The organism is Actinoallomurus sp. CA-142502, assembly GCF_050936355.1.
Taxonomy (GTDB): domain Bacteria; phylum Actinomycetota; class Actinomycetes; order Streptosporangiales; family Streptosporangiaceae; genus Actinoallomurus; species Actinoallomurus iriomotensis.
Genome location: NZ_JBNJMY010000001.1, coordinates 812,240 through 835,864 on the forward strand (window position 1 = coordinate 812,240; position 23,625 = coordinate 835,864).

Here is a 23,625-nt window from a genome sequence, read left to right on the forward strand (position 1 = left end):
TTGCCAAGTGCCAACGGACTACCGTGAACCCACGTACGGAAACTGGCGGAAGCCGGTCTCGCCGGGGATCGGGCGCCTCGGGCTGATCGGCACCATGATCCTCATGGGCGGAATGGTCACGGTCACGCTGATCGCGATGGTGTCCATCGTGCCCGCGCTGATCAGCACCGTGGTGCTGGGGTTGGTCATGCTGCCGCTGGTGATCCAGGACCAGCACGGCCGGACCGCCCTCCAGAAGATGACGGCCCGAGTGGCCTGGTGGTCGGGCCGTTCCCGCGGCTGGCACCTCTACCGCTCGGGGCCGCTGAGCGTCGTCGCTTCCGGCTCGCACCGGCTTCCCGGGCTGCTCGCCCAGTCTCGGCTGGTGGAGGCGCGTGATTCCTACGGACGTCCGTTCGCCATGGTCGTAGTGCCGTCCACCGGGCACTACACCGCGGTGTTCGAATGCAGCGCCGACGGCGCGGCGCTGGTCGATCAGGAGCAGATCGACTCCTGGGTCGCCTACTGGGGGCACTGGCTCGCCGCGCTGGGCTTCGAGCCGGGACTGGTCGGCGCGAGCGTGACCATCGAGACGGTCCCGGACCTCGGGACCCGCCTGCGGAACGAGGTCAGCGCCAACATCGACCCGAACGCACCGGAGCTGGCAAGGGCGGCCCTGGAAGAGATCGTCTGGAACTACCCGAGGGGCAGCGCACGGGTCTCCACTTGGATCGCGGTCACCTACGCGGCCACGGCACGTCCCGGAGGAAAGCGCCGTGACCAGGACGAGATGGCACGGGAGATCGGGATGCGTCTCCCCGGGCTGACCTCCACGCTGGAGATGACCGGCGCCGGAACCGCTCGCCCGGTGACCGCGGACCACCTCACCCGGGTCGTACGCATGGCCTACGATCCGGACTCGCAGTCGGATCTGGAGAGCGCGGAAGGCCAGGAAACGCGCTGGGAGGACGCCGGGCCGGTCGCGACGCAGGAACTCTGGGATCACTACGTCCACGACAGCGGCCATTCCATCACCTGGGGCATGTCGGAGGCGCCTCGCGGTGAGGTGCTGTCCAGCGTGATGACGGGGCTGGTGTCACCGCACCACGACATCGCGCGTAAGCGCGTCACCTTCCTCTACCGCCCCTACGATCCGGCCACTGCGGCCACCATCGTGGAGCGGGACCGCAAGGACACGCGTTTCCGCCTCAACGGCGCCGCCAGAGACGAGGTCGCCGTCGTCAGCAGCGACCAGGCGGCCCTTGAGGAGGCCCGGGGCGCGGGGCTGACCCGGTTCACCATCCTCGTCACCGCCACCGTACGCTCGGCCGACGAACTTCCGCTCGCGGCCGCCGCCGTCGACACCCTCGCGCCTCCCGCGCGTCTGCGGCTGCGCCGGATGTACGGATCGCAGGCGTCCGCGTTCGCGGCGGCCCTGCCTGTCGGCGTCGTTCTTCCCGATCATCTTCAGGTGCCCGCCGTCGTGAGGGAGTCTCTGTGAACGATTCGCTGGAGCACCTCCTCGACGCCGCGGACGGAGAGACGACCGTTCGCGACGCCGACGTCGGGGGCGAAAAGAAGGGCAAGAAGAAGGACAAGAAGAAGCGGAAGCCCGCGAACACCGAGCGCAAGCCCGGATACCGGGGGTTCACCGGCCGGGGCGGCGGGCGCGCCTCCTTCGTGGAGATGCCTCCGGAGTGGCGCGGGACCACCGTTCAGGTGTGCGGGCTGTGGCCGTTCGGCGCCGGCTCGGGGACGCCGATGGTGGGCGTGCCGCTCGGCCGGCAGCTGATCACCGGTACCGCCCTGTGCTGCGATCCGATCTCGTGGTTCCAGCGCGCCAACCTGATCCACAACCCGTCCGCCCTGGTGCTGGGCAAGCCCGGGCTGGGCAAGTCGACCCTGGTCCGCCGGATGGTGGTGGGGCTGGCCGGGTACGGGGTGTTCCCGATGGTGCTCGGCGACCTCAAACCCGACTACGCCGACCTGATCCGGGCGATGGGCGGGCAGGTAATCAGGCTCGGCCGAGGACTGGGATCACTGAACGTCCTCGACCCCGGCGCGACGGCCTCCGTGGCGGCCCGGCTTCCCGAGCCGGCCCGGGCCAGGCTGACCGCCGAGGCGCACGGCCGGCGGCTGAACATCGTCTCCGCGCTGGTCACGATCGTGCGCGGGGCTCCGATCGCGGACACCGAACGCACCATCCTCAACGCCGCCCTGCGGGTGCTGGACGAACGCCACCAGGGCGTACCCGTCCTGCCCGACCTGATCAGGGTGATCGACGAAGGACCGGAACGCGTCCGCGCGGTCACCCTGTCCCGGGGGAACGAGGATCGCTACCGCCGGGCCTCCGATCCGCTGCACGCATCGCTGCTCGGGCTGCTCGACGGCCCGATGGGGGAGACGTTCGCGCACCAGACCACCACCCCGCTCCAGCTGGACAACCCCGGTGGCGTCTGCATCGACATCAGCGGGATCGACGACGCCGACGCCGAACTCCAGGCCGCCGTCCTGCTGGCGTGCTGGTCGGACGGGTTCGGGGCGGTGGAGGCCATGCATGCGCTGGCCGACGAGGGCATGGCGCCTCAGCGGCACTTCTTCGTCGTCCTGGACGAGCTCTGGCGGGTCCTGCGGTCCGGACGCGGCCTGGTGGACCGCGTTGACGCCCTCACCCGCCTCAACCGGCAGCGCGGCCTGGGACAGGTGATGATCACACACACCATGGCCGACCTGCTGGCCCTGGCCGACCACGCCGACCGGCTCAAGGCCAAGGGCTTCGCCGAACGCGCGGGCATGGTGATCTGCGGCGGGCTGCCGCAGGCCGAGATGCCCATGGTGAACGAAGTGGTACGGATGTCCTCCATCGAACAGCGCATGATCGTCGACTGGTCGACACCTCCCTCCTGGGATCCCACTCTCAACCAGGACAACGAACCCCCGGGCCGCGGCAAGTTCCTCGTCAAAGTGGGCGGCCGCCCCGGCATCCCGTTCAAGGTCGAGCTCACCGCCGTCGAGGCGGACGTCAACGACACCAACAAGCGCTGGATCCACTCGACGACGAGAGCGACGCGGCCCTAAGACGCGTTGTAGTCCTGGATCATCGCTTCGACCGCCTGCTTGCCTCGGGCGATCTCCTCCTGGTCCTTGCGCTTCCACCAGGGAGTGAGCCACATCTCGACAGGACGGGCCGTGCCCGCGACGACGGCGGCGCGGCCGAACGGCATGGTCCTGATCTCCTCGGGCTGCAGCGCCGGCCTCCCGTCGTGCTTGCCCACGAGCTCGGAGAGTTCGGCGAGGTCCTTGGCCGTACCGGTGCCGCCGGAGATGACGCGGAACGTGGCGTTGTCCCACAGGCGCGCGGCTCCGTCCGATCCCCACTTCTTACGCGCGTCCGCCAACGACGTCAGATAGGCGTGGACGCTGATGCCGTACCCACCGGACTCGCCCATGTACGTCGGCAGGCCGGGCATCGGGCAGATGTCGGTCACCTGGTTGAGCTCGAAGGTCAGCGGCGGTTCGAGGCGACCGGTCGGCTGCCTCATCGCCGCGCCACGGGCCGAGCGGAAGAACTGTTCGACGATCGTGGTGACGATCGGCGCGATCCCGCCGTAGTCGCTCTGCTGTTTGCTGACGAAGTACAAGGTGTTGCGGCCCTTGAGGAACTCCTTGTAGTCGAACGCCTCATCGGGTGACGGCGAGAGGTCATCCAGAATCTGTGGAATCGAGAAGCAGCTCATGACCTGAATCGCACCGGACCAGAAATTCTTGTCCTGGCCGGCGAACTCCAGCTGTGCCGCACACCCGGGAGTCGCCCTGCCCTCGCTCTCGCCCCGGCGCAGGATGTCCAGCGCCTCATCGCTGTTGGCCTCGTGGACCCAGCGCACCACGTCACGAATGGTGAGCCCGCCGATCGCGCCGGCGTGCAACAGACAGCGGAGGATGGTGACCACACCCGCGGTCCTGGTGGCTCCGCTTCCCGCGATCTCGAAACCGCTCGTCTGGGCCAGCGTTCCGGATCTGACCGCGCACACGTTGATGTCCTGGCACCCGTCCAAGAACGACCAGCGCAGCCGATTCGGCCACCCGGTCCAGTTGAACGGGTCGAACACATACACCTCGCCGTACCGCGCCCGCATCATGGCGGTGTTGACGAACGTTTCCCGCCGGCTGGAGGTGACGATGCAGGGACCCGGCGCGTCGATGGTGAAAGGCGTGACGAAGTGCACGTCCTTTCCCTGCCGCGGCGCCGCGACGACGATCATCATGTCCTCCAGGGACATGTACAGCTTCCGCCGGGACCTGATGTCCCGCCCGATGAAGAAACCGACCTCCTCGGGCTTCACCTCGCGCGCGGACCGATTCCCCGTGGCCGGCCGGACCTGCCGCGCCTTGTTCTGGACGGTACGCGCGCTCAGCAGTTTGCGGACCTCCCAGCCGGACGCGAAGCCCAGCCGCAGCCGACGGTACGGCTGGTGACGCCGCCAGTTCAGAAGCAGCCGCGCCAGAACGTAGAGCACCACCGCCGTGATGAGGAGAAGCACGATCAGCAAGACGAAGAACAGCGCGGTGGGACCGATCATGGCGGCCGCGGCGGGCGGCCACGCACTCCGCGGATCGCCGGGGTTCCGCACGAAGTGGAAGGCCACCTTCAGGAAGTCCGTCGGGCTGGAGTCCGGCCAGGCACCGCTCGCGAGAAGACCGGACAGCTGGCCCGCCAGCCAGGTCATGAAGCTGCATGTTCCGCCCGGGACGGCGACAAAGGCGATACCCAGAAAAATGGTGTACGCCGCATCGTCATCGGTATCACTCATCGGGCTCCTCTCTTCGATCCCGAGCGGCCTCGGCCGCTCTCCTGTCCAGGGACTATCCGTCGTCCGCGACGGTCACATCGGAGACCCGCCAGGGGGCGCGCTCGGATGACCTCGCGAGGGACATGAAGACCACCGACGCGCTGGACGAACCGCGCCAGCGGTCGCGTCCCGTGGGGACCGTGGTCATCTCCCACTGGCGATAGGCGGCGGTCCGCCGGTCGTGCGGCGCCCCGGTCTCCCGGACGAGTGGTCGGAGCCGCACTGCGAGGTAGGCCCGGTGCCGCCGCCATTCCTCGGGCACGTACTGCTCGGGTTCCCCCTCGACCACGGTGGTGTAGCCGGAGGTGAGGTAGGCCGCCGCGCGGAGGCGCGCGTCGCGCAATCCGGTGTCGACGGTGCTGTCGACCGTGTACATGACGGTCAGGGCGGCCCGCGACACCGCCGTCGCGTCCTTCTGGTCGATCCGGTGCCGGTCCGGAAGACCACCGGGTACGTGGGGACTCCGTGCCGGCGACGGTGAACCGCCGCCGGCCGTCGGAACGACCGTCGGTGCGCCCGGATCGGACCGCACGCGGTCCTGCCGTGCCCGCCTCTCGCCACCACAGCCGACCAGAAGCGCGGCCGCCGAAACGACGCAGAGTACGGAACGGATTCCCGTCGCCGACGTGCCGGTCACGTCACATCACCGCCGGTCCCCGCTCCGAGCGGAGGCATCGCACGAATCCAGTCCGAGGAGCTCGGGGACGGGCTCGCCATGTCCGCCGGCGGCGTCACCCGAAGCGCTCCCACATAACCCGACCTGCCGTCGAGCACGCTGAACTTCACGAACTGGCCGGTGTCCGGGGCCTCGACGAACCAGTGCTTACCCTGGTACACGCCCCAGTAGATGCCCATATGGCTCAGCCCGTTGAAGAAGACCAGATCCCCGGGCGCCAGCTGGTCGCGGGGTACCTTGACTCCCTTGTTGCTCTCGTACATCGCGTCCGCCGTACGAGGGAGAACGATCTTCTTGCCGGACGCGATGTAGACCACGTGCCAGGCGAGGCCTGAACAGTCGAATCCCTTGGTGTACGCACCCTGCTGAATGCCGTAACTGGGACCGTCGTCGAGGTCGCCGCCGCCCCACGAATAGGGGATCAGCCGGCCGACCCACCGGCTGGGATTCGGTCCGCCCTGGTCCCGTCTCGCATAATATGCGGCCCCGTCGGCGATGCTCTGACCGAAGGAGCTGCTCATCGCGGATATCCCCAGGGCGCATTCCATGCCCGCGAAGTTGGCCGATGTCTTGGTGTAACCACCCTGCGCATAGCGATTCGCCGCCGCCAGGACGTCGTTGACGTACGCTTCAGAATGGTTGTACGAGAATATTGATTGGTGTATCTGGGCGTCCGTGAGCGTTCTGCTTTTGAGCTCTGCGTCGCTCCCGCCCGGGTAGATGTGGAGCTTGAGGAGCTTGGCAGCACTGAATATGGCGTCGGCCGGGTCGTATCGGCTCGTCGCGCCGTCGTGGTCGCCGTCCACTGCCGCCCGATCGAACGTGGGCTGCAGGAACTGCATCGGCCCTCCGGCCCCCGCGAAGTTCTCTCCGGAGTGCACACCCCGCGCCTGAAGTGTGCCGTGGTGGGTCTCGATCCACCCGATTCCGGCGAGGATGTTCCAGGGGATGTTCCACTCTGCTCCGGCCTTCTGGTACAGAGCAAGATAGTTCTCGGGTATGTCGCCCGCCGACGGCGCAGCCTTCGCCTGCACCGCCGTCACGGAATCACCGGAATCGCCGGAAGGCCCGGAGCCGCCGCATAGCGAACTGGACTCCGTCTGAAGAAAGACCACAAACGTGACGAAAAGCATCGACGTCATGACGAGCCCGGTAGCGCCGACCCCCAAGCCGACCATCCACGCGAAACCGTGCCCCGTTCCGGCTTGCGTTGAAGTGCCCGCACTCACGGTGCTTCACCGGACGCCCGAGTGAGGCGCATCGGCGACTCTTCCGGCATGCTTCACCTCCCGCCCTATCCGGATCAGACAGTGCGGCCATCGCCCGGATGCGCAACACCCTTCGCGCTCGGGCGAGGTCGTGGTTGCCGTTCCGGCGTCTGACGGACGTTAGGGAAGAGGACCGGCGAACGGTTCGTGAGGCGAGAGGACCCCCTGACGGTGCGAACGATCCTGAGCGATCCCGACCTCGAGCCGCCGCTCCTCGGGAAGGCCGTGACGGCGCACATCAAGTCACGCGGCCCGGAGGGGTTCACCTGCACCGTCTACGATGCCGGAACCGGCCGGGCTCATGACGCGCTGCTGCCACGCAGCGTCGCCCACGAGCTTTCCGCGGGAGCCGCTCCGCCCGTACCGGCACCGGGAGACACCGTCATCGCGCTCGTCGTGGGCGTGTCCGACGAAAGAGAGCTGATGCTCTCGGTCACCTCGCACGAACTGGTCGAACGCCTCCTGACGGGGTTCGTGGGGGAGATCCTCGATGGCAAGGTCGTCATCAAGGCCATCGCGCGGGCCGCCGGCACCAGAACGAAGATCGCCGTGGCTCCCACCGTCCCTGGCGTCGACGCGAGGCGGGCATGCGTCGGTCCCGGCGCGACCCGGGTCAAGGGCGTCGAGAGCTTGCTGAACCGCGCCTTCGGCAGCGAGACACTGGAGATCGTCGAACACTCCGACGACCGTGCCACATTCCTTACGAACGCGATGATGCCGGTCGAGGTCGCGGACCTCCTCGTGGAGGGTGAGCACGCGGTCGTCGTGGTCGAGCCGCACCAGCTCTCCGGCGACATCGGAGAGCGGAGCCTGAACGCCCGGCTCGCCGGCCGGCTGACCGGCCTGGCCGTCCAGGTCGTCACACCGGGCACCGACCTGCGGCCCGCCCTGGACCGGCTGGCCGCCGAAACGGCCTGAGCCCGTACGGAGGCTGGGCGCGCCGACGTGGACAGAAATATGTAGATCGGTCTAGATTGCTCGCATGGCGGTCAAGGGCGACGAGACCCGTATGCGGCTGATCGAGGCGACGCGCGACCTGATCGAGGCGAAGGGGTACCACGGCACCGGCCTCAATGAGGTGCTCGCGGCGAGCGGCGCTCCCCGCGGTTCGCTGTACCACCACTTCCCCGGCGGCAAGGACCAGCTGGTCGGCGAGGCGCTCACGCGGGCGGGGAAGGAGATCGACGCGCTCGTACGGGAGCTGGGCTCCGGTGCGGCCGGCGCCGTCGACCTGGTCCATGCGCTGCTCGGCGCGCTCGCCGACCGGATGGAGGCGGCGGACTACGCGAAGGGCTGCCCGGTCGCGACGGTCGCGCTGGAGGTCTCCGCCACCCACGAACCGTTGCGACGCATCTGCGCGGACGTGTACGGCGCCTGGGAACGGGCACTCGCCGACGCCCTGCGCGCCGAGGGGCGCCCGCCGGAGGAGGCGGAAGAGCTGGCCGGGACCGTGCTCGCTCTCGTCGAGGGCGCGCTCGTCCTGGCCCGCGCCCACCGCAGTCGCACGCCGGTCGAGCAGGCCCGCCGCCGCGTCCGTACGCTCCTGGCGAGCTGACCGGCCGGTCCGCCCGAAGGGAATCGCCATGTCCATGGAATATGTAGATCGGTCTACTGGGAGGATCTTCGGTGCGAACACCTGACGCGGTGGTGCTCGGCGCCACCGGCTTCATCGGCCGGTGGCTGCTGCTCGAACTGCTCGGCCAGGGCCGCCCGGTCGCCGCCGTCCTGCGCGACGCCTCTCCCGGGCGAGCGGACCGGCTTCGCGAGTGGATCGGCGAACACGGCGGGGACGCGGCCGACCTCATGGTCGTCCCGGGCGACATCGCGGCCGCCGGGCTGGGCCTGTCGAGCGCCGACGACGCGCGGCTCGGGGCCGTGCGCGACGTGTTCAACGCGGCCGCGCTGTTCCGGTTCGGGCTCGGCCGGGAGGAGGCGCGCGCCGCCAACGTCGACGGCGCGCTCAACGTGGTGCGATGGGCGGCGACCCGGGGCGACCTACGGCGGGTCGTCCACGTGTCGGGGTACCGCGTGGGCTCGGACGCCGCGACCCGGTATCCCCTGCCCGCGGCCGAGTCGGAGGAGCTGTACCGCGTCCGCGGCGCCTACGAGGCGTCGAAGGTGGAGGGCGACGCGGCCGTCCGCGAGCTCGCGGCACGTGCGGGCCTGCCGCTCACCGTCGTGAACCCGAGCACCGTGATCGGGCACTCCGTCACCGGCGAGTCGGGCCAGTACATCGGCCTGGCGGACCTGGTGGTACAGCTGTGGGCCGGCCGGCTTCCCGCCCTCGCGGGCACGGCCCGCACGTTCGTTCCGGTGGTCACCGTGGACCATCTCGCCCGGTTCATGGCCGCGGTGCCCGAGCACGACCCGGAGCCCGGCGGGGCGCACTGGGTCCTCGACGAGGACACGCCGTACCTGCGGGACCTGGTCCGGCTGCTGGCCGACCACCTGGGCGTACGCGCCCCACGCCTGATGGTTCCGGTCGGCCTGGTGCGCCGGCTGCCGTCCCGGCTCACCGGCGTGGAGCCGGAGACCCTCACCTTCCTGAGTGAGGACCGCTACGACACCCGCTCGGCGCGCCGCGTGGCCGAGGCGGCCGGGCTGCGCCTCCCGCCGATCGAACCGGCACTGCGCCGCTGGGCCGACCGCCTGGTGGCGGAGCGCCCAAGTATGCCCCGCTGATAACGAACAGTCGGGAACCTCGTATCTTGTGACGGCGTCGAAGATCTTGACCGGTGACGCGGGTGCCCGCGCCCGCCGGTCTTTTCGTGGCGTGGCCGCCCTTCGCGGAGCAGGCCGCGCTCCCCCGAATGCGAGGAGAGTCCATGAAGTCGTTCGGCCGGCGCCTGCCGTGGGTGGTCCCGGTGGCCGCGCTCGCATTGGCGGCCGTAGGAGTGACCGGAACGGCGGGAACGGCCGACGCGTCCACGGCCCCCCGTCCGCCGCGCGGCGACGCCGTCGTCAACGCGACGCGTTCCCTCATGGCCCCGAAGGTCGCGGCGGCGGCCACCGCCTCGGCCCCTTCCTCGGCGAAGCTGTCCCTGACGGGCCAGTACCAGAACACGAACTACAAGTGCGTGCCCACCTCGGCGTCGATGAGCCTGTCGACGTTCGGAGTGTCCGTCAGCCAGGACACCCTGGCCACCCAGATGGGCACGACGGCGGCCAAGGGCACGTCCGGCAGCCAGGCGCTGCCCGTCGTCAACAACTACGCCGACCCGCTCGGCTACAGCTACGGCTTTTCCGACGCCTCGACGGCGTCGAGCATGATGTCGCAGGTCTCCTACGACGTCGGCGTGCTCAAGCGGGCGCCCATCCTCGGCGTGTGGATGGAGAAGCTGCCCTGGAACTCCGGCATGACCGGCTCCAAGGTCGGCCACGCCATCATCGCGTACGGCTACGACAGCAGCGCCGGCACGATCACCGTCTGGGACCCGTGGAAGGCCACCGGCGGTTCGCACACCATCACCGCCGCCAAGCTCGCCGCGGACATGCAGCCCGGCGGCATGTACAAGGTCACCGGCCACACCGACGCCGACCTGGCGAGCCTCGGCGACCTGACCGGAGACGGCACCGCCGACGTGGTCGCGACCGAACGCGCGACCGGGAAGCTGTGGCTCTACCCCGGCCCGACGCTGGACGCCGCGAACCGGCGACTGGTCGGTACCGGCGGCTGGAACGGGATGACCGAGCTCACCGGCATCGGCGACCTGACCGGCGACGGCAAGTCCGACCTCGTCGCCGTCCAGAAGTCCGACGGCACGCTGTGGCTCTACCCCGGCGGCACGAACGCCCTCGGCACCCGCATCAAGATCGGTAACAGCGGCTGGACCGGCATGAAGGACCTCACCGGGATCGGCGACCTGACCGGTGACGGCAAGCCCGACCTCATCGCCGCCAAGAAGTCCGACGGCACGCTCTGGCTCTACCCGGGCGCGTCCAAGGCGGTCGGCACCCGTATCAAGATCGGTACCGGCGGCTGGAACGGCATGAACAAGCTGGTCGGCGTCAAGGACATCACCGGCGACGGCAAGCCCGACCTGATCGCGGTGCGCATCTCGGACGGCACGCTGTGGGTCTACCCCGGCGCGTCGAAGGCGCTCGGCACCCGTAAGGAGCTCGGTTCCGGCTGGGGCGGCATCCGCTCGCTCACCTACACCGGCGACATCACCGGCGACGGCGCCCCGGACCTGCTGGGCGTGCAGAGCAACACCGGCGTGATGTACGTCTACGCGGGCCGCGCCACCGGCTTCGCCGCACGGCAGCAGCTCACCTCCGGCTGGAACGGCTGAGCCGGCAGCTCGCCGATCCCCACAGCCCCGCGCCGGACCACCGGCGCGGGGCTCACTGCTGGGTGAACTCCACGGTCACCTGGCTGAAGTCGCCTCGGGCGAGCGCGCCGTCGTCGACGTAGACGTAGGCCGGGCTGTCGGTGCCCGGGTCGACCCAGCCCACCAGCATCTGGGCGCCTCTGGGCATGGTCGGGTCGAGCCCGTGCCATGGGTACCCGCCGTAGAACTCCTTGTCGAAGTCCTGCGGGTGGCCGAGCAGACGGAACTCCCCGCCGACGAAGCCCGTGCCGTGTTCTCTTCCGCCGAGCCGCGCGCTCAGGCCGGCCCCGTGCTCGTCACCGGGCCAGTCCCGGCCGCCGAGCCGGTCCTCCCCGTCGAGGTCCTCGTCGTCGAGGTCCTCGTCGTCGTCGAACCAGTCCTCGTCGGGCCGGCCGCCGGCCAGCACCGGGCCGACGTACATGGGCAGCGTCGACAGGCATTGGGCGGTCAGGGCGGCCGGCCGATGACCGTATTCGTTCGGCCAGGAACGGCGCCACTCGCAGGCGGCGGACACCGCCGGGTCGGCCCGGTCGCGCAGGTCGAACGGGACCAGAGCCGGATCATTGCCGTCGGGCAGGTACTCGACGTGGCCGATGCCCACGCCCGCCGCGTCGGTCGTCCGGCCGGCGAAGACCTGGAGCAGGCCGGTACGGGGCAGCAGGCCGTTGATGTCGTACGGGGCCAGTTCGGCCAGGTCCAGCTGGATGATGTGATGCAGCAGCGACGGCAGCCGGTCGCGGTGGACGAGCCGGCCGTGCTCTTCCCTCTCCAGCGGGAAGCCGGTCGACCAGTCGCACTGGCAGACCAGCGCGCCGAGCGGGACCAGGTCGTCCATGTCCGGGTGGTCGTCGATCCGGTCCCAGTGGACGTGCGGCCAGCGGAAGCCTGCGGGCAGCGACAGGGGCCCGGCCGTTCGCGTCCGCTCCAGAGAGGTCTCCTCGCCGTCGGCGGGCGGACGGATCAGGATGCCGTTCTGCGCCATCGTCAGGAGATCGGCGGTGCGCTCCGGGATTCCGAATCGCTCCGCCAGCTCACGCAGCCGAACCTGATCCTCGGGCGTGAGGGGATTCGGCCGCAGGCCGGCGTACCCGCGTTCCCCTGAGACCGGCAGATGCGCCATGACGAACACCTTCCAGCGAAACCGCAGTGCTGGAGGAGCCTAGCGGCGCCTCGGCACGGATCGCCCGCCGGTCGTCACGGCAGGTCATGAAGAATGGTTCCATATTTGTTTAAACGTTCGAGCGGATCCCTGCTCGCCTCGTACGTTGAGCCTCCAGGGGCACACGGCAAACTCTGCGTAATCATGTGCGGCTTGCCGTGCCCGTAACAGGAGGAACCAAAAGTCATGCCCAGTCGTCTCGCAAAACTTCTTGCATGTGCCACGATGGCCGCTTCCGCGATCGGATTGTTCGCGGCGCCCTCTCAGGCCGCATCGACGACCCCCGCTCTCCCCACGTACTGGAATTACGGGTGTGACTATGGGCACGCCTGTATTCGACACAGGATCCCCGTAGAGAACTCCTACTGGAACGTGGAACGGTGCGGCGACAGCTCGCTCCACGACTATTTCGATTACGCCATCGCCTACGGCAACGGCTTCACTGTTTACTACCAGAACGGCAAATGGGACTACGTCGCGCCGTGGTCGCAGCGGACGCTGGACGGCACCAACCTGGCCACCATGGTGCGCGTGTACTGCTGAAGGTCCCCGCCAGGGATGATTAATCACTGCTACATCGTGATTTAATCCGTCGCCCTTAGGGTCTTTGGGTAGTTCTCGGAGAAGTCATTTAAGAAATGAAAGCGGTGGGGGTGACGGACCATGCATATCGTGAAGCGGGGCGATAACGACCGCCTCGACGCCCGTGATCACCGCAGCCGCAACAGCGAACTGTTCGGCCGCCGGAGGCACCTCCAACAACGACTCGAGATCCTGCGTGCGGAGATCGCAGCGGGCGAGGCCGACGCGTCCGCGGAACTCGAACTGCGCACGGTGGAGCGTGAGTACGAGGACCTCACGTACGAGATCATGACCGCCAACTACGGTCTCGTGCGCCGGTACGTCGCGACGTTCACCGCGAAGGGCACCGAGCATCGAGAGGACTTCGAGAGCGCCGGCAAGGTCGGTCTGCTGTGGGCGATCTCCTCCTACGACCCGGCGCTGGGCTCGTTCTCGACCTGGGCCTTCAAACCGATCCAGCGGGAGGTCCTGCGTGCCGTGCGCGACGCCGACCACCCGAACCTCAACCCCGGCGACTTCGAGAAACGGCCTGCCATCCTCGCCGCCGCCCGTGAGTTCGTCGAGGCGTCCGGCGCGGACGTCTCGCTCGACTACGCCGACATCGCCCGGCGTGCGGCGGTGACCGAGGGGCAGGCGCGCCGTGTCCTGAACGCGCCGCGGCTGGACAGCCTTCAGGCACTGAGCGCCGGTCACGACGCGGACGAGATGCCGTGGGCGGAGCGGCTGACCGACTCTGCGGTGAGTGTGGAGGACGAGGTGCTTCTCCGCTTCGACCTGCGTGCGCTCAGCGACCGCGGGTTGCCGAGACTCGACGCCCGCGAGCGGTACGTGTTGACCCGCAGGTTCGGGCTGGACGGAGAGTCGGAGGAATCGCTCCGGATCATCGGTGACCAGCTCGGCCTGTCCCGCGAGGGCGTACGGCAGATTCAGGAGAAGGCGCTGAGCAAGCTCCACGAGCCCTTCGCGGACACGGCTTGACGGGGCGCGATGAGCCGGGCGCCATCCGCTGACAGCCGTGACCGGGATATGCGGGTCGTCCATCTGTCGGGACGGTCAGAGTCGTGAGATCCGAACCCATGCCCACGCTGACCGACTACGCGCTCGCCATTCGCACCGAAGGCTCGCCACCGGCGCCGGAGGGAGTCAGGACGGTCGATCTCGTCCTGGAGGAGGGCGATGTCATCTCCTCGACCGTCGGCGCCATGCGGAGCAGCGGGCTCACCGCTGCCGACTTCCGTTCCCCGGCGATTTTCCTCGCGCCGGCGGGCCGTCACGGCCTCGTGACGTACGCGGGCCTGTGCGGATTCGCCGGGCGGCGGATCGACGCGTACGCCGATGGGGTGATCCTGAGGTTCTCCCGGCTCCACCACGACGGCGGGCCGTTCCCCGACGCCGGTGAGCCCGACGAGGCCCTCGTCTGGGCGCAGGTCGGGGAGCCGTTCGCCGACGGCGTCCGCTGCGTCGCGCTGGGGCCGAGCCAACCGGGACTCGTCAGCCCGGAGGCCGCGACCGTGATCCGGTACGCGGAACGGCTCCGCATGGTTCCACCGGACTCGTCCCGGGACTCGCTCGCCATGTTCGTCCTCGTCGCGGCGCTTCGGAGGCGTTCCGACGACCGGTTCCCCTTCCTGTCCACCGGCGAGGAGCCCGTCCCGGTCACCGAAGACGACCCGGAGCAGGGGATCGACCTGGAGAAGGTCCGGCAGGAGGCCGTCCGGTACCGGCTCGAACAGGGGGAGGACACCGAGTCCGGCTCTCACCACGACGAGCGGATCCGCGAGGCCGACGCGGTGGACATCCGTACGCTGCTGCGCCGGCTCGGCTCGTCATCCGACGGACCGGATCGGGACGAGTGGCGATGCCCGCGCCCGAGCCGGCACTGGAACGGCGACGAGGACTCGTCGATGCACGTGTACTCCGACAACCGCGCGCGGTGCCCTGGTTGTGACGCCGAGAAACTCGGCCCGATCCGGCTGGCCCTCGACGTGCTGGGCATCACCCCGGACGAGGCGGCCTCCTTCATCCTGGACTCTGATCGGGTGGTCGACATGTGCGCGGTGCGGGAGGACGCGTGAACAGGGTCACCCGCAGAGGGCACGAGGCACCGGCATCCACGGAAGGCCTGCTGGGGATGGCCATCGTCGTGGTCGACGGCGTGGACACCGTCCTGGTCCATCGCAGTGTGCTGAACCGGGTGGCGGAGATCGCCTTCCGGCTGGGCTGCCACGACGCGACCCCGCTCGTCCGCCGGCCGACCTTACTGAGTGGTCCACAGGTGCCGCGGTTTCGGCGCGATCTGGACCAGGTCACGGCCTTCGCCGACGCCACCCTCCGCACCGGGTGGCAACTCTGGGAGCTCGCCGCGGCGCCCGCCGACGAGCCGGTCGCGGTCATGGACACGCCGTACGGCAGGGTCTGGGTCGATCCGGCCTACGGCTTCAAGCTGCAAGGGACGGACGGCGGCCCGCGGCGGCCCACCGCGGTACGGCAGTTGCCCGGTACGGCACGCCGGGTGGCACTGAGTCGCCTCATCGCGCCACTGCGCGGAGTCGCCACGCGTGCCCGGGTTCTGGAGATCTACGACTATGACGCGTGAGCCGTGGTGAGTCGCCCCACACCGGTACCGGAACGGGGAGACTCACGACGACTCAACGATGGGGATGGCCGGAGGTCAGCTTCTCGGGCGCTGCGGACCTTCCCTGCACGCCGAACCGCACCGCGGCTTCGAACGCCGTCTCCGGGTTGGCGATCAGAGCACCGATCTGTCCCATCGCCGCCATCTCCTCGGCCGGCGCACCCGGGCGTACTCCGACCACGTAGTCGGCGTCCAGCGGGCTCTCCGCAGCGACGCACCAGGCGGGCAGGGCCGCGTACGGCCCTTCGAAGACCCGGCTGCCCTTCGGGAGCAGCGCCGTGAAGGAACGCATGATGACCGGAGCGGCGGGCCCGGTCAGGACCACCGCCTGAGTCCGCTCCAGCGCCGTTCTGACCTCGGCGAGCTGGTCGTCGGTGACGACGCCCGCGGCGACGAGCGTGGGCAGGGCCGGGCCGGTTCGCCGGGAGCGCCTGAGCACGACGGAGTCACCGATCTGGGTGACGACCGCTCCCGCCTCCTCGCGTACGGCGGCGATCGCCCGGTGCGCCATGGTGAGGCTGCCGAAGCCGGGAACCTGGTAGACGCCGAGCGTCCCGCACACGCTCACCTGCGTACCGCGGATGTGCACCTCGTCGACGCGTTCGTCCAGCCAGAGATGGCGGAAGCTCTGCCCGTTGGCCAGCAGGATCCGGGTCTCGGCCGGGTCCGCGTGGACCTGCGGCGCCTCGGGCGCGCGCTGCGCGACGGCGGCGACGGACCGCTCCTCCTCGGCAGGGCTCGGGGACGGCGGGGACGGCGAGCGGGGAGGCCACAACAGCTCGTCGGACGGCTCCGTTTCCGGTGCTTCCGCCAGGACGTGCGGCTCCGGATCCGGCCCCGTGTCCTCGTCCTGCGCGGCCGGCGTCACCTCCTCCGCCTCGGCCGTGTCGTCCTCCGGAGGACCGTCATCACCGGTGAACATCGACGCCCAGTCCCGTACGGTGGCCTCCAGATCGAGCTCGGCCTGCTCGGATGGCTCGGCCTCCGGATCGGCAGCCGTCCCCGCGGCCGGGGAGGCCTGGTGGTCCGGTGTCTCGTTCCGGTCCAGGGTGTCGTTCCCGACGCCGAGGGCGCTCCAGAAGTCCGTCGCCGGAGTGGGGGGCTGTGTCGCTGACATGGGGCAGATCCTTCCGCGAAGAAACGTGACGGTAGCCGTCGATCACCTGATGGGCAGGCCGATGATCCCCCGGCGCCTGCCCCCGCCGCCGTTCGGCGATCCCATGGCCGTGGCGAACACCGGGTCCTCGGTGGCGGCCCGCAGGATGCCGCCGAAGACGGCGTCCAGCTCCGGGTCACCGTTGGACGCGACCAACTTTCCGCCGTTCACGGCGCGCGTCCATTCGCGGTCGTGGGGAATCCTTCCGACGAATCGCCAACCGTCCATGATGCGCATGATCTCCTCCGGGCCGCAGCCGACGTCGGCGCGTGCCCGGTTGAGGATGAGCGACAGCTTCTCGGGAGCGACACCGCCGCCGCGTGAGGACGGCGGCATGGTGATCCTCTCCAGCCAGGAGTGGATGGTCTCCAGCGTCGGACGGCTGGGTTCGACCGGGACCAGGACCGCGTCCGCCTCACGCAGGATCAGGTCGGTGAGGGTTGTGCGATGAGGCTCGGCGACCGGCGTGTCGATGAACACGTAGTCGAACACCTCCCGCAGCAGAGCGATGATCCGCAGGTACGGCGCGGAGCCCACCGAGGCGGGATCGGCACTGGTGAGATCCGGTGGCCCGAGCAGCGCGTACAGATCCAGGTCGGGAACGTGGGCGAGATGGTCCCGCACCGTGTCCGGGGAGAGCGGTCCGGGCGCGTGGAGCAGGTCGAGGATCGTCGGGGATCTGACGTTCAGATACCGTCCGACGTCGGCCTTCTGGACGCTGGTGTCCAGCAGCACCGTCCGTCCCGTACGGCCGGCCGACCGCAGCGACCGCGCGGCGTGGACCGCGAGGTTCACGATCAGGCTGGTCCGGCCCACGCCGCCCTTCGCCGCGGCGGTGGCGATGACCCGTCCGCCCGCACGAGGGCCGGAGAGCGGGCCCGGAGGTCCGTCGGAGGCCGGGGCGGGAAGCGGTAGGGGGCTCCGCCCGGCGGCGCCGAGCAACGCCAGCAGTTCCGGCATCGGCTGCCGGCTTCCGGTGATGCGGACGTTCGCGCCGAAGCGGTCGCCCCGTTCGACGAAGGAGTCGTGGACCACGACCCTGAACCCGATGTCGGCCAGCCCGTTCGCCAGGACGGCCACACCGGCCCCGTCGACGTCCTCGGCGAAACGCGGAGCGAACACGAACGCCGCCGGGAGCCTGACCCGGCCGCTACGGGACAGCGCGCGGAGCTCGCTCGCGGAGAAGACGTTGAACACCGCGGGGAACCGGCCCGTCCCGCGCAGCTCGTGCGCGATGTCCGTGCCCCCCGCCACGACGAGGTTCGGTGCAGTCGTATTCACAGTGTCCCCGGTACTTCCCATCGTCGGCCGGCCGTTCAGGGCGGATAGCCCCTCAGTTCCCGACTGTGCGGCCGAGTGCGCCCGCCGCCAGCACCGATCGCCGGATGTTTTGAACCGAGGGCCGGACGGTACGCTGACGTGCCTTCAGGACACCCGCTCAGGGCCAGAGGTCGCAGTGGTGGGAGGTTCTGATGTTGATCGGTCGCACAGCGCTGGGAGCCAGCTGGAGCGCGGTGTCTGTGGCAGCCAGACGTGGCCAGGTCACCGCGCCCGCGCCGTTGGGGTTGCCGGTTTTGCGAATCGGGCCCAGTAACCGATGAGTTGACCGGCCAGGCGTCGCTGGGCGGCGGTGAGGCCGGGGGCTCCGTGGAAGTCGAACAGGGAGAAGAGTTCGGCTCCGTGCGTGGTCGCGGGCCGGACATCGTCGGGCAGCGGCTGCCCGCTGGTGGTGGGGGCGGACGGATCGGTGAAGACGTAGGCGTAGGTGCTTGCTCTCCTGGCGTGTCGCCGACCGGACTTCCAGGAGGGGCAGCTCCAGTCGCTGTCGCTGAACACCCGGCCGGCCGCCGCGGTGGGAGAGGGAAACCGCTGTGCGGGATAGCGGTGTTGGACGCGTGGGGCGGTCGGTCCGAAGGCGGTCTTCAGCAGGGCCGGGTACTGACGGAGGGTGATTCCTTCGGGATAGGCGGCCAGGGTGAACTCGACATGCTCGTCGTCGGTGTTGCCCTGCAAGAGCGGCACGGCCGCCTCCTGGCCGGCGGCGAACACCTTGGCCGGCTCGCGCGGGACGAGATCGGTGCCGTAGGCCACCAACGAGAATCGGGCGGTGTAGGGCAGGAGCCGGCCGACGGTCGTACGGCGCAGGCAGGCCACGTCAGTGCAGGACAGCTGCTTGGCGAGCGCCTGGCCGGTGCTCTGGATCGTGGTGATCGGGTGCCAGGAGGAGATCGCGGCGACGCCTTGGCCCATGGCTCCGGCCGGATGACTCGTCAGGCATGAGCCGCTTTGGACGATCGCCCGGTGGAACAGTCCCCGGGCGGCCGGTGAGGTCATCAGCGTGCAGGCACTCATCGCACCGGCCGACTCCCCGGCCAGAGTGACGTTGCCCGGGTCGCCGCCGAAGTGGGCGATATTGGCATGTACCCAGCGGAGCGCCGCCACCTGGTCCTGCAACCCGAAGTTGCTGTCACCAAGCTGGGGATGGGCGAAGAAACCGAACACCCCGAGCCGGTAGTTGACCGTCACCACCACGATGTCGCCGGTCCGCACCAGCCTGGTCGGGTCGAAGGCGGACCCGGCGCCGGTGATGAACCCGCCGCCGGGCAGCTACACCAGGACCGGCCGCCTGGCGTGGCGGTCGCGGGCTGGTGTGGTCACCTCCACGGTCAGGCAGTCCTCGCTCTGCGGCGTGCCCTTGGGCATGTCGGGTGCATCCGGCTGCAGGCAAGCCGGGCCGGGCTTGGTCGCGTCGCGGGTGCCTGACCAGCCGCTAACCGGCTGCGGTGACCGCCAGCGCCGCTCCCCGACCGGCGGAGCCGCATACGGGATGTCATGAAAACGGCGCACTCCATCCAGAGCGAGCCCGCGGACCTCGCCCGACACCGTCATGGCGACAGGGCCGGAACCGTGGTCGGCCGGCGCGGCGGTGCCGCAATCCGCCAGCACCGCTGCGGCCGCCGCGATGGTCAGCATCCGCGTGGCCGTGGCCGTCCAACCGGTCATTCGCCGTGCCCACTCTGCTTGCCCCTGGTGCTTGCCCAAGCGGCCAGGAGCACTCCGGCGACGGTCGCCACCGCGTAGCACGCGAGCCGCGCCGCGAACCCGCCGGGCAGCCAGCGCAGCAACCCGGCGTTGTGGTGGTCGGCCAGCAGCCGGATGGCGCCCTGCGCTCCCAGTACGAGCAGTGCGACGCCGATGATCTGCACGATCGAGAACTTCATCTGGGCTCGGTTCTCCGTCCGGTTCGGCGGCCGTGACGGCCGCACACGGGCGCACCGCGATTTTGTGGTGCGATCGAACCATAACCCGTGTTGGTACGATCGCACCACACGGCGCCGGGACTCCGCGAAGGAGGGACGCATTCCGCGATATGTCGATCACGACCTGCGCCGTCAGCAGATCGCCGAGGCCGTATGGCGTCTGGCCGCCCGCGGCGGGCTGGAGCATGTCACGCTGCGTCAGGTCGCGGCCGAGGCCGGAGTCTCCGCCCGGCTGCTGCAGTACTACTTCGGAACGCGCGACCAGCTGCTGCTCGGAGCCCTGGAGATCCTCAACACCGACGCCGAGCAGCGGGCCCGCGCACGCCTGACACAACTAGGCGAAACACCCGGCATGCGGCTGCTCGTGCGGGGCGTGCTCCTGGAACTTCTCCCGCTGGACGAGGAACGGCGCAATCGGCACCTGGTGTACGTGGCCTACTTCGTGCGCTTCCTCAATGACCCCGCCCTGGCCGCAGCAGTCCGTGAGTCTCCGCCCGCCCTGGAGAAACTCGTCGCCGAGCTGCTCGGCCACGGACGCGAACTCGGTCAGCTGCTCCCCGGCGTCGACATCGCGGCCGAAGCCGCCTTCCTGGTCGCGGGCGCCGAAGGACTCCAGGCCGGCGTCCTGCTCGGCCAGCACACCCCCGAACAGGCCGTGGCCCTCATCGACCACCAGCTCAACCGCATCTTCACGACCCCGCAGCCGTGACCGCGCCGCACCAGGACGGGGACACCAAGCGGCGAGCGCGCCGAGCGGGCGCATGGACAGGGGGTCACATAGGGATGGTGACCTCAAGCCAGGTGCCCTCGCCGGTCGGGCTCCGCAGCCGCAGCGTGCCGTCCACCGTGTCGACGCGGTCCTTGAGCCCGATCAGTCCCGACCCGTGGCCGACGACGGCGCCACCACGCCCGTTGTCACGGATCGACAGGCGGATCTCGTGGTCGTCGTGGTCGAGGTCGACGCGGACGACGGAGGCGTCCGCGTGCTTGGCGACGTTGTTCAGGCCCTCGGACACGATGTAATAAAGCGTCACCTGGAGCTGTTCCGAGAGCGACGGCGGCACTTCCGCACGCAGCTCCACCGGCACCGGTGACCGGCGCGCCAGCGTCTGCAGGGCCGTCTTCAGCCCTGACTTGGACAGGACGCCGGGATGGAGTCCCCGGCAGATCTCCTGCAGCTCGGAGATGGCGTTCGCCAGGCTCTCGCCCGTGTTCGTCAATCGTTTCCGCAGGTCGTCGTGGCCGGCCGGCGTGGCCGACTCCGCCGCGCGCAGGTCGAACGTGAGGGCCACCAGGTGCTGTTGAACACCATCGTGCAGGTCGCGCTCGATCCGGCGGCGTGTGGCGTCCGAGGCCGAGATCACCCGGGCACGTGAGTCGATCAGGTCGGCCCGCGATTCGGCCTGCGCGAGCGTGCAGGCGACGAGCTCGACGAAGTCGGTCAGGCGCGTCTCGGTGTCGTCCGGCGGTGGCGTCTCGCCGCGGAACATGACCGCGACATCCCCCCACAGGCGCCCCTCCACCCAGACCGGGCAGGAGACGATGTGACCGATTCCATGCGACCGGGCCCAGGCACCGGCCTCGCCGGTGAAGGACGCGCCGGTCCTGCGGACCGGCCCGCCGGTGCGCAACACGAGCGCCGCGGCGGAGCGCGGCCCGATCGGCCACCGCTCCGCGATCGGCGCGATGATCTCGGAGGAACGCGAATCCGACCACCATCCCACCACCGTCGCCGTCTGGTCGTCCTCGTACCGGTCGATCGCGGCGTGGTCCGCGCCGACGAGCGCGCCGAGCTCGCTCGCGACCGCCGTGAACGCCTCTGTGGGCGACAGCCCGCGGGCGACCAGCGTCGTCACCCGCCGCAGCGCCCCGTGCGCCCGTTCGAGCCGGTCGAGCTCGGCCCGGTCGACGAGCGCCGATCTGAGCGCCGCGGTGGACTCCGTGGCACGTGCGCGCAACGAGCGCGCGGCCGGCCTGTTCGCCAGCCGCGTGACCGCGTCGCGTACTCCCACGGACCGCCTCGTGATCGACTGCGACGAGCCCTGCGCTCGCCTCGCTCAGAGTATGTCGTCCCAGGTCAGGTGGGCAAAAACGGCATTCTGTCGTGGATCAGCCGCGGGGTTTGCGGAGGACGAAGCGGTCCAGCTCCTGGTAGTCGGCCGAGCCGAGGTCGGCGCCGTAGTGGGTGACGGTGATCTCCGTGTGGCCGCCCGGCGCGTGGGGTTCGAAGTCGAACGACGCGAAGCCGTACGGGCGTTGGAGATCACGGTAGGCCGACCACGGCGCGGGCTCGGTCGTGGTCAGGGAGGCGCGCTGGTTCTGCGGGTCGCCGGGGCCGACGTCGTAGATCAGGACGCCGTCGTGCGGGTTGTCGAAGGCCGACGACGGCGTCGCGGACGAGTGGCCGCCACCACCGATGATCATGTGGACGGTGCCCCTGGTCGTGTCGATGACCTTCGCGTCGGTGGCCTGGGGCGCCGGCGTGAGCAGGGAGCTGCCCGGCAGCACGCCCCGTACCGGGAACGTCCGCTCGAAGTGGTGTTCGTGGCCGGCCACGACGAGGTCCACCCCGTACTTGTCGAACAGCGGCAGGAACTCCTGCCGGATGCCGAGGTCGGCCCCGTTGAAGTGCGCCGAGGACATCGCGACCTGGTGCATGCAGACGATGATCCAGTCGATGCCGTGGTCGCGGCTCGCCGCGCGCAGCTCGCGTTCGAGCCAGGCCTTCTGCGCCCCGTGGCTGTACCCGCGGATGTACGGGTCGTAGCCCTTCGCCTTGTAGCCCGGGACGTTGTCGCGGCGGTACGCGCTGAACGCGCCGTCCTGCAGGCACACGTCGTCGTTGTTGATGGAGATCACCCGGATCGGGCCGACCGTGAAGGCGTACCAGTTGCCGGCGAACTCCCGCGACCCGTTCGAGGGCAGCGTGAACCGCGTCTGGTACGACAGGTAGCCCTCCGGGCCGTTGCCGACCTCGTTCTCGTGGTTGCCCGCACACGGCATCCAGGGGCGGCGGCTGGCCGACCGCTGGTTGTTGGCGAAGAACGAACGCCACGTCTCGACCGGCGCGTCGCTCACGTTGGCGTAGCACAGGTCCCCGTTGAGCAGGTGGAACAGCGGGTCGAGGCGGTCGACCGCGTCGACGATGTAGCCGGCGTTCGGGGTCGCGGGGCCCAGGCCCTTGCCGACCTTCGCCGGGATGGCCTGGTCGCCGAAGCTGGTGAACCGGAAGCCCTTGGACCGTCCGGTCGGCGCGGTGCGGAAGGACCCGGCGAGCGGCGCCGCGCCCCGGTGTTCGACCTGGTAGTCGTAGCGGCTGTCGGCGTTCAGCCGCGGGAGTACGGCGTGGTAGGTGTACACCGTCTGGCCGGTGAGCGCCTCGGTGTAGACCCGCTCCTCCGCGGGCACACGCGTGCCGAGCCCGTGGCCGGGCTTGCCGAGCCGGACGACCGGCCGGTTCACGCGCTGCGGCGCCGCCCAGGACACCGCCATCTCGTGCCCGGCGTCGGCGCCGAACTGCAGGTGCAGCTGTTCCGGAGCCGGCGCGCCCGCCTCGTCCGGCGTCGTCACCAGTGCCGTCGCCCGTCCCGCCCCGCCCAACACCGGTCCGGCGACCGCCAGCCCGCCCAGCCCGCGCAGCACCTGCCGCCGGGCCACCTCGCTCCGCGACTCACCCATCAGCGCCTCCCCATCGCTCGTGTCCGCGGAGCATGATCGACGGCCTGGGGG

Annotated in this window: 20 protein-coding genes and 1 pseudogene; 11 read left to right on the forward strand and 10 right to left on the reverse strand. The window is 69.9% G+C overall.

What is annotated here, in order from left to right; genetic code table 11:
* Positions 1 to 7 precede the first annotated feature (7 nt).
* Both ACQEV1_RS04355 and ACQEV1_RS04360 read left to right on the forward strand, forming a co-directional pair.
* Positions 8 to 1,480 carry an SCO6880 family protein gene (locus ACQEV1_RS04355; RefSeq protein WP_433391471.1) on the forward strand — a complete coding sequence of 491 codons (1,473 nt, stop codon included), beginning with the start codon at positions 8 to 10 and terminating at the stop codon, positions 1,478 to 1,480.
* A complete protein-coding gene (locus ACQEV1_RS04360; protein ID WP_433391474.1) occupies positions 1,477 to 3,057 on the forward strand; it encodes an ATP/GTP-binding protein in 1,581 nt (526 codons plus the stop codon). Before ACQEV1_RS04355 ends, ACQEV1_RS04360 begins: the two co-directional genes overlap by 4 nt.
* Here the strand turns inward: ACQEV1_RS04360 and ACQEV1_RS04365 are convergent.
* From ACQEV1_RS04365 to ACQEV1_RS04375, 3 genes are all read right to left on the reverse strand, one after another.
* Entirely contained in the window at positions 3,054 to 4,790 is a 1,737-nt protein-coding gene (locus ACQEV1_RS04365) for a type IV secretory system conjugative DNA transfer family protein (RefSeq protein ID WP_285633379.1), read from the reverse strand. The two genes, ACQEV1_RS04360 and ACQEV1_RS04365, sit on opposite strands and share 4 nt — an antisense overlap.
* A gap of 52 nt (positions 4,791 to 4,842) precedes the next feature.
* The gene (locus tag ACQEV1_RS04370) at positions 4,843 to 5,361 is read right to left on the reverse strand and encodes a hypothetical protein (RefSeq protein WP_433391478.1); all 519 of its coding nucleotides are present in this window, start codon (positions 5,359 to 5,361) and stop codon (positions 4,843 to 4,845) included.
* A gap of 101 nt (positions 5,362 to 5,462) precedes the next feature.
* Positions 5,463 to 6,647: an NlpC/P60 family protein gene (locus ACQEV1_RS04375; protein WP_285633372.1), complete on the reverse strand. Its 1,185-nt coding sequence runs from the start codon at positions 6,645 to 6,647 to the stop codon at positions 5,463 to 5,465.
* Between the two features lie 297 nt (positions 6,648 to 6,944).
* Here ACQEV1_RS04375 and ACQEV1_RS04380 point away from each other — a divergent pair, with 297 nt between their 5' ends.
* The 4 genes from ACQEV1_RS04380 (at position 6,945) to ACQEV1_RS04395 (ending at position 11,065) form a co-directional block, all read left to right on the forward strand.
* Positions 6,945 to 7,691 (forward strand): hypothetical protein, encoded by a 747-nt coding sequence (locus ACQEV1_RS04380; protein WP_285633369.1) that lies wholly within the window; start codon positions 6,945 to 6,947, stop codon positions 7,689 to 7,691.
* A gap of 64 nt (positions 7,692 to 7,755) precedes the next feature.
* Positions 7,756 to 8,328 carry a TetR/AcrR family transcriptional regulator gene (locus tag ACQEV1_RS04385; RefSeq protein ID WP_285633365.1) on the forward strand — a complete coding sequence of 191 codons (573 nt, stop codon included), beginning with the start codon at positions 7,756 to 7,758 and terminating at the stop codon, positions 8,326 to 8,328.
* 71 nt (positions 8,329 to 8,399) lie between these two features.
* Complete coding sequence (locus ACQEV1_RS04390; RefSeq protein WP_433391483.1) at positions 8,400 to 9,455, forward strand: SDR family oxidoreductase; 1,056 nt, start codon at positions 8,400 to 8,402, stop codon at positions 9,453 to 9,455.
* A 143-nt stretch (positions 9,456 to 9,598) separates the two neighbouring features.
* Positions 9,599 to 11,065 carry an FG-GAP-like repeat-containing protein gene (locus ACQEV1_RS04395; protein WP_433391486.1) on the forward strand — a complete coding sequence of 489 codons (1,467 nt, stop codon included), beginning with the start codon at positions 9,599 to 9,601 and terminating at the stop codon, positions 11,063 to 11,065.
* A 52-nt stretch (positions 11,066 to 11,117) separates the two neighbouring features.
* Here ACQEV1_RS04395 and ACQEV1_RS04400 read toward each other — a convergent pair whose 3' ends face one another.
* Positions 11,118 to 12,224, reverse strand: coding sequence for a hypothetical protein (locus ACQEV1_RS04400; protein WP_433391489.1), 1,107 nt, complete (start codon positions 12,222 to 12,224; stop codon positions 11,118 to 11,120).
* A 264-nt stretch (positions 12,225 to 12,488) separates the two neighbouring features.
* On the opposite strand from ACQEV1_RS04400, the gene ACQEV1_RS04405 reads away from it, so the two are divergent.
* The 4 genes from ACQEV1_RS04405 to ACQEV1_RS04420 all read left to right on the forward strand — a co-directional run bounded on the left by ACQEV1_RS04405 (position 12,489) and on the right by ACQEV1_RS04420 (position 15,441).
* Positions 12,489 to 12,806, forward strand: coding sequence for a hypothetical protein (locus tag ACQEV1_RS04405; protein ID WP_285633352.1), 318 nt, complete (start codon positions 12,489 to 12,491; stop codon positions 12,804 to 12,806).
* Between the two features lie 129 nt (positions 12,807 to 12,935).
* Positions 12,936 to 13,823: a sigma-70 family RNA polymerase sigma factor gene (locus ACQEV1_RS04410; RefSeq protein WP_433391492.1), complete on the forward strand. Its 888-nt coding sequence runs from the start codon at positions 12,936 to 12,938 to the stop codon at positions 13,821 to 13,823.
* 83 nt (positions 13,824 to 13,906) lie between these two features.
* Entirely contained in the window at positions 13,907 to 14,920 is a 1,014-nt protein-coding gene (locus ACQEV1_RS04415; protein ID WP_433391495.1) for a hypothetical protein, read from the forward strand.
* Positions 14,917 to 15,441: a hypothetical protein gene (locus tag ACQEV1_RS04420; protein ID WP_433391498.1), complete on the forward strand. Its 525-nt coding sequence runs from the start codon at positions 14,917 to 14,919 to the stop codon at positions 15,439 to 15,441. The genes ACQEV1_RS04415 and ACQEV1_RS04420 overlap by 4 nt, the downstream gene beginning before the upstream one ends.
* A gap of 52 nt (positions 15,442 to 15,493) precedes the next feature.
* Here the strand turns inward: ACQEV1_RS04420 and ACQEV1_RS04425 are convergent, their stop codons facing one another.
* The 4 genes and pseudogenes from ACQEV1_RS04425 to ACQEV1_RS04440 all read right to left on the reverse strand — a co-directional run bounded on the left by ACQEV1_RS04425 (position 15,494) and on the right by ACQEV1_RS04440 (position 19,857).
* Entirely contained in the window at positions 15,494 to 16,597 is a 1,104-nt protein-coding gene (locus tag ACQEV1_RS04425) for a hypothetical protein (RefSeq protein ID WP_285633340.1), read from the reverse strand.
* Between the two features lie 42 nt (positions 16,598 to 16,639).
* On the reverse strand, positions 16,640 to 17,917 hold the full coding sequence (locus ACQEV1_RS04430) for an AAA family ATPase (RefSeq protein ID WP_285633337.1): 1,278 nt from the start codon (positions 17,915 to 17,917) through the stop codon (positions 16,640 to 16,642).
* A gap of 261 nt (positions 17,918 to 18,178) precedes the next feature.
* Positions 18,179 to 19,639, reverse strand: a pseudogene (locus tag ACQEV1_RS04435) (carboxylesterase/lipase family protein).
* Positions 19,636 to 19,857, reverse strand: a complete 222-nt coding sequence (locus tag ACQEV1_RS04440; RefSeq protein WP_433391502.1) for a hypothetical protein — start codon at positions 19,855 to 19,857, stop codon at positions 19,636 to 19,638. The pseudogene ACQEV1_RS04435 and the gene ACQEV1_RS04440 overlap by 4 nt, the downstream one beginning before the upstream one ends.
* 67 nt (positions 19,858 to 19,924) lie before the next feature.
* On the opposite strand from ACQEV1_RS04440, the gene ACQEV1_RS04445 reads away from it, so the two are divergent.
* Positions 19,925 to 20,605: a TetR/AcrR family transcriptional regulator gene (locus tag ACQEV1_RS04445; RefSeq protein ID WP_433391505.1), complete on the forward strand. Its 681-nt coding sequence runs from the start codon at positions 19,925 to 19,927 to the stop codon at positions 20,603 to 20,605.
* Positions 20,606 to 20,669: 64 nt separating this feature from the next.
* Here the strand turns inward: ACQEV1_RS04445 and ACQEV1_RS04450 are convergent, their stop codons facing one another.
* Positions 20,670 to 21,908: a GAF domain-containing sensor histidine kinase gene (locus ACQEV1_RS04450; RefSeq protein ID WP_433391508.1), complete on the reverse strand. Its 1,239-nt coding sequence runs from the start codon at positions 21,906 to 21,908 to the stop codon at positions 20,670 to 20,672.
* A 97-nt stretch (positions 21,909 to 22,005) separates the two neighbouring features.
* Complete coding sequence (locus ACQEV1_RS04455) at positions 22,006 to 23,574, reverse strand: purple acid phosphatase family protein (protein WP_285633328.1); 1,569 nt, start codon at positions 23,572 to 23,574, stop codon at positions 22,006 to 22,008.
* Between the last annotated feature and the right edge of the window lie 51 nt (positions 23,575 to 23,625).

What these genes read in the sequence shown, in the direction of transcription:
- ACQEV1_RS04455 (WP_285633328.1), bottom strand. Translation starts at nt 23,574, where the DNA reads ATGGGTGAGTCGCGGAGCGAGGTGGCCCGGCGGCAGGTGCTGCGCGGG.
- ACQEV1_RS04375 (WP_285633372.1), bottom strand. Translation starts at nt 6,647, where the DNA reads ATGACGTCGATGCTTTTCGTCACGTTTGTGGTCTTTCTTCAGACGGAG.
- ACQEV1_RS04400 (WP_433391489.1), bottom strand. Translation starts at nt 12,224, where the DNA reads ATGGCGCATCTGCCGGTCTCAGGGGAACGCGGGTACGCCGGCCTGCGG.
- ACQEV1_RS04365 (WP_285633379.1), bottom strand. Translation starts at nt 4,790, where the DNA reads ATGAGTGATACCGATGACGATGCGGCGTACACCATTTTTCTGGGTATC.
- ACQEV1_RS04385 (WP_285633365.1), top strand. Translation starts at nt 7,756, where the DNA reads ATGGCGGTCAAGGGCGACGAGACCCGTATGCGGCTGATCGAGGCGACG.
- ACQEV1_RS04395 (WP_433391486.1), top strand. Translation starts at nt 9,599, where the DNA reads ATGAAGTCGTTCGGCCGGCGCCTGCCGTGGGTGGTCCCGGTGGCCGCG.
- ACQEV1_RS04440 (WP_433391502.1), bottom strand. Translation starts at nt 19,857, where the DNA reads ATGAAGTTCTCGATCGTGCAGATCATCGGCGTCGCACTGCTCGTACTG.
- ACQEV1_RS04425 (WP_285633340.1), bottom strand. Translation starts at nt 16,597, where the DNA reads ATGTCAGCGACACAGCCCCCCACTCCGGCGACGGACTTCTGGAGCGCC.
- ACQEV1_RS04405 (WP_285633352.1), top strand. Translation starts at nt 12,489, where the DNA reads ATGGCCGCTTCCGCGATCGGATTGTTCGCGGCGCCCTCTCAGGCCGCA.